Annotated in this window: 5 protein-coding genes and 1 pseudogene; 3 read left to right on the plus strand and 3 right to left on the minus strand. The window is 73.3% G+C overall.

Annotation, left to right across the window (positions count from 1 at the left end):
• The 3 genes from Q0A33_RS06555 to Q0A33_RS06565 form a co-directional block, all read right to left on the minus strand.
• On the minus strand, window positions 1-704 hold a 704-nt coding region (locus Q0A33_RS06555; protein WP_291794637.1), incomplete at its 3' end, for a hypothetical protein.
• Window positions 705-756: 52 nt separating this feature from the next.
• Window positions 757-1,461 (minus strand): FABP family protein, encoded by a 705-nt coding sequence (locus tag Q0A33_RS06560; RefSeq protein WP_291794638.1) that lies wholly within the window; start codon window positions 1,459-1,461, stop codon window positions 757-759.
• Between the two features lie 191 nt (window positions 1,462-1,652).
• Entirely contained in the window at window positions 1,653-2,444 is a 792-nt protein-coding gene (locus Q0A33_RS06565) for an ammonia permease (protein ID WP_291794639.1), read from the minus strand.
• A gap of 266 nt (window positions 2,445-2,710) precedes the next feature.
• Here Q0A33_RS06565 and Q0A33_RS06570 point away from each other — a divergent pair, with 266 nt between their 5' ends.
• The 3 genes and pseudogenes from Q0A33_RS06570 to Q0A33_RS06580 form a co-directional block, all read left to right on the plus strand.
• Window positions 2,711-3,472: a response regulator transcription factor gene (locus tag Q0A33_RS06570; RefSeq protein ID WP_291794640.1), complete on the plus strand. Its 762-nt coding sequence runs from the start codon at window positions 2,711-2,713 to the stop codon at window positions 3,470-3,472.
• Window positions 3,453-4,502, plus strand: coding sequence for a mycothiol synthase (gene mshD, locus Q0A33_RS06575; protein WP_291794641.1), 1,050 nt, complete (start codon window positions 3,453-3,455; stop codon window positions 4,500-4,502). The genes Q0A33_RS06570 and mshD overlap by 20 nt, the downstream gene beginning before the upstream one ends.
• Before the next feature lies 1 nt (window position 4,503).
• Window positions 4,504-4,907: pseudogene (locus Q0A33_RS06580) on the plus strand (RNA degradosome polyphosphate kinase); the annotation flags it as partial.

The following is a 4,907-nucleotide window of genomic DNA, read 5'->3' on the forward strand; positions in this document are numbered from 1 at the left end:
CCTCCCAGGTGCAAGGCGTCCAGGGCGGTCTCGTATTCCGATGCCTGTTCGCAGACACCGCGGACGGCCTCTGTGAAGCGCGTGATCGAGCCGGCGACCTCGTCCATGAGGGGTTCGGTGTCGATCGCCTCGAGGTCGTCCGCAGCGCTGCAGAGTCCGTCGAGGGCATCGGCGCCGTCGCGGATGACGCCGGCAGCGCTGTCCGCGCTCTGTCCCCAGCCTCCCGAGAGGTCGCCGGGGTTGCGCAGCGTCCCGGTGGAGAAGTCCACGAGCATCGCCGCGTCGATGAGGGTGGGGACCACCTCGTCCACGAGGCCGTCAGCGATCCCCAGGGCGCGGGCGCCGGCGTCCGCGTTCTTCCGCACCCCGGGGATGAACTCGAGCACCGGCATGGGGAAGGCCGACATCTCCTCCCGGGCCTCGTCCAGTGCGGTGCGCACGGAGTCGAGGCTGCCCTGGGCCGCCTCCGGATCGGCGATGAGATCGTCGAAGAGGTCCTCCGCGCTGGAGGCGGCCTCGCCCAGCGCCGAGGTCAGCTGATCGATCCGCCCCCGCACGGTGAGGAAGGAGGCGGTGACGAGCAGCGCCACGACCAGGACCACCACGAGCGCGGAGATCCACAGGCCGCGCAGACGGGAACGCCGCGCAGGGGCGGCCTCCGCGGGCGGCCCGGGCACGGGATAGGCGCGGGTGGGCTCACTCACGCCGCACCGCCCGACCACGCGTGCCTCTCGCGGTGCATCCGTGCGCCCATGCTCACTCCAGGACGGAGGGCGTGATCCGGCTCAGCTGGGCGGAGACGTGGGAGGTTGCGGCGGTCTCTCCTGCGGCCATGTCCCAGGCCCAGAGCAGATCGCCGTTCACCAGTCCGTACATGCGGCTGGAGCTGCGGTAGTCCAGGGCCTGCGGAGTGCGCACGCCGCCGTCGGAGACGAGGTCCGCGCGGGGCCCGGCGATGCGGCCCGCGTAGTGCTCCATGAGGCCGTGCGGATAGGCGATGGAGGCCTCGATGTCGAAGTCGCCGCGCTCCGTGCGCAGTGCCTCGACGGCCTCGGCCGAGGCGTAGGGGGACGCCTCCGTGGGCGGCAGCAGACCCGGGCCCGTGTCATGCGCGCCGCGGTCGCGGGCGAGCTGCCAGATGCCCGTCTCCACGCCCAGCACGGGTCCCACGGTCATGCCGGGGGACGGGACGGGCGGTGCGACCTCCGCGTCCGCGGTCCGTTCGTCCCCGGGCTCCTCGTTCGCAGCGTGCGCCGCGCCCGAGGCCGGTTCGAGCAGCCAGGTCTCACACCGGTAGAGGAGGTAGGGCTGTTCGCCCACGCGCTCGAAGACGATGCGCTGGGCGATCTCGCGCTCCTCGACGTCCGGATAGACGACGGCGCCGCGCCCCTCCCAGGTGCCGATCAGCCACGCGAGGGGGACGAGTTCAGGCTGCAGATCGACGGGGATCTCGACCGGCATGGGTCAGCGCTTCACCTTGAAGAGGTTGGTGACGACCTTGGCCGCCACGGCCAGCGCACCGAGGCCGGCGAGCACGACGAGGGTTTCGAAGAAGATGACGAGTCCTGAGTAGTCCATGCGCGTCATCCTAACTCAGGGGGCGGACACGCTCGCGGGAGGCTCCGCGGTGAGACGCGGGCGTCCGCGCCCGCTCAGCCGGCGCCGAGGATCCGGGTGAGGACGTAGACCACCACACCGCCCAGCGCGATGGGTGCGGCGCCCAGCGTGAGCTGCACCGCGAAGTGGCGCGCCTTCTCCGTGCCGCGGGCGCTGGCGAGCTGCGCCGCCTGGTAGCGGGAATCCGCCACGAGGCCCAGCAGCCGGTCCACGGCAGCGGCCAGGAGGCCCATGATGAGGCCCAGCACGCCCGCGGCGACCAGGCCGAGGTCGAAGTCGCCCACGGCCAGGCTCGCTCCGAGCGCGCCGGCCACGCCCACGGCCATCGCGAGCGGCGAGGTGAAGCGCGCGGGCAGCGGCAGCGCGGTCGCGGCGAGTGCGAGGACGACGGCGACGAGGCCGGCGAGCACCGTGCCGTTGTCGCTGGGGAGCCGGTAGGCGGCCACCCAGGCGGCCGCGGAGAGGGAGATCACGAGCCCTGCGACCTGCGCGGAGACGTTGGCGACCGCGTGCGAGGCGCCCATCCCCCGTGCGAGGTTCTGCACGAAGGTCCACAGCAGGCCGATCCCCGCCAGGGTGGGCAGCCACTCGAGATGCGGGGACGCCTCGGAGACCCAGGTGGTCCCGATCGCGGCGAGGCCGAACAGGGCGAGCATGATCGAGGTCGACCGGGGCTGCGGGGAATCGGTGAGCCGGGGCCATCCGTAGGCCACGCCCAGCACCACGAGGCAGGCGGCCGGGGTGAAGACGGAGAATCCGAACAGGGCGGAGCCTCCGAGTCCCAGCGTCAGGCACAGGGCGATCACGACGCGCATCCATCTCAACACGCCTCCATCCTGCCCTATGACGTGCGAGCGCGCTCACGGCCGCACCTCCTGCCCCACCCAGCCGCACGTCCTGCCGCGCCCTCTGCCGCACCCAGCCACACGTCCTGTCATGCCCCGACCGGGGCTCAGACATGGCCCTACCGGGGCGCGGGCCTGGCCCGGGCGAGGACCGTTCGCCCACGCCCGGGCCTCGGCGGCCGATATACTGCCTCGGGTCAGCCCCCGCACGTGCCGGTCAGGACCGAACCCGCTCAAAGGAGCCCGCGATGCGCATTCTGCACGTCACCCCGGGCACCTCTCCCGCTCGCACACCCGTGCTCCCGGCGCTGGCCCATCTCCCCCACGTGCTCGACTACGCCTGCACGCGGCTGGACTCGCTCGCGCGGGCGGACAGCGCCGATGTCGTCGTCCTCGACGCGACCGCCGACCTCTCCGCGGCGGCCGGCTTCGCGCGGCTGCTCGAGCAGACCGGACGGCCGGAGCCGGCGATCGCCGTTCTCACGGACGGCGGCTTCATCGCCGCCAATCCGGACTGGCGCATGGCGGACCTGCTCCTCGCCGGCGCCGGGCCCACGGAGGTCGACGCGCGGCTGCGGCTGGCCGTCGTACGCGGACCGGCACCCGTCCCGGAGGTCTCCTCGCCGCTCATCGAGGCCGGTCCCCTCACCATCGACGAGGACGGCTACGTGGCGTTCGTCCGGGGCCGGCAGCTCGACCTCACGTTCAAGGAGTTCGAGCTCCTGCGGCATCTGGCGGCGAACTCCGGACGCGCCCTCACCCGCGCGGAGCTGCTCCAGGACGTGTGGGGCTACGACTTCTTCGGCGGCACCCGCACCGTCGATGTGCACGTGAGACGGCTGCGGGCCAAACTGGGGGCAGAGCTCGACCAGATCATCCACACGGTGCGCAACGTGGGGTACCGGTTCTCCCCCGAGGTCGCCGAACGCGCCTCGGGCGGGAGCGGGGAGCGCAGAGACGCAGCGGACGGCACGGACCAGGAGGAGACGCATGGAAGCGAACGGCACTGACGGCGGGCCGGCGAGCGCTGCCGGCAGGGACGGTGCGGAGCGTAAGGGCTCCGCAGGGCAGGCCGCCGCAGACCGGAACGTCCCCTGGCACGAGGTGATCGTGCTCGACTCCCTGGCGCCGGCCTCGGCGCTCCTCGCCGAGGCGACCTCCGCCGACGGCCTCGCGCCCCTCTCCGACGGTCTCCTCGAGGCCGCCTCGGACGGTGAGGCGCTCCTCCTGGGCCTGGTGCCGCACGGCTCCGCCGGTGCGCTCTCCACCGGTGCGCTCACCGGCGTCGCCGTCGCCGCGCTCCAGGGGACCCGCTGGGCCGCCGAGGCCGTCGTCGCCCCCGCGCGGCGCGGCACCGGCCTGGGCCGGCAGCTGCTCACGGCACTGGGCGAGAGCCTCCGCGAGCGCGGCGTGGAGGCATGGTTCTGGTCGCACGGCGACCACCCGGCCGCCGCCCGGCTCGCCGCGGACGCCGGGTACACGCGCGCCCGGGAGCTGCTGCAGCTCGCCACGGAGCCGCTGGGCTCGTCCGACCTCCCCGCCCCGCAGGTGCCGGAGGGGGTCACCCTCCGCAGCGTGCGCGACGGGGACGCCGAGGACTGGGCCCGGGTGAACAACGCCGCCTTCAGCTGGCATCCGGAGCAGAGCGATCAGCCCGTCGAGGAGTACGCGGCACGCCTGCGCGACCCGGAGTTCGACCGCGACTCCGTCGTCATCGCGGAGCGGGGCGCCGACCACCGCCTGCTGGGCTTCCACGAGACCAAGATGCATGCGGGCCACCCCTCGGGCCTGCGCATGGGCGAGGTCTACGTGATCGGTGTGGATCCGCAGGTGCACGCCCGCGGGGTGGGCCGCGCGCTCCTGCTCGAGGGGATGCGCAGGCTGGTGGGCACCGGGGCCGAGGCCGTCGAGCTCTACGTGGAGAGCGACAACGCCAGCGCCCTCCCCCTCTACCGCAGCACCGGATTCACCCGCACGCTCACACACGTCAGCTATGCCCCGCCGCGCGCCGCCGGAGCGTCCCAGCCCTCGGAGGCCTGAAATGCCGTACGACGTCACCGCCTTCGGCGAGGAGCACGAGCTCCCCGCCGCCCATGACAGGTTCCTCGACCGCGAGCTGTCGTGGCTCGCCTTCAACCAGCGGGTGCTGGAGACCGCGGCGGACCCGGAGCTGCCGCTCCTGGAGCGCGCCGCCTTCCTGTCGATCTTCGCCTCGAACCTCGACGAGTTCTTCATGGTGCGGGTCGCCGGCCTCAAGCGCCGCATCTCCACCGGGCTGGCCGTCCCCTCCATCACCGGCGCCCAGCCGCGCGCCGTCATGCGCTCCATCTCCAAGAACGCCCGGCTCCTGGTGCGCCGCCACGCGGAGCTGTTCCGCGACGTGCTCCGCCCGCAGCTGGAGGACGAGGGCATCTACGTCGTGGGGATCGACGACCTCACCCGTGC

Source organism: Brevibacterium sp. (assembly GCF_022712115.1).
GTDB classification, from domain to species: Bacteria; Actinomycetota; Actinomycetes; order Actinomycetales; family Brevibacteriaceae; genus Brevibacterium; species Brevibacterium salitolerans.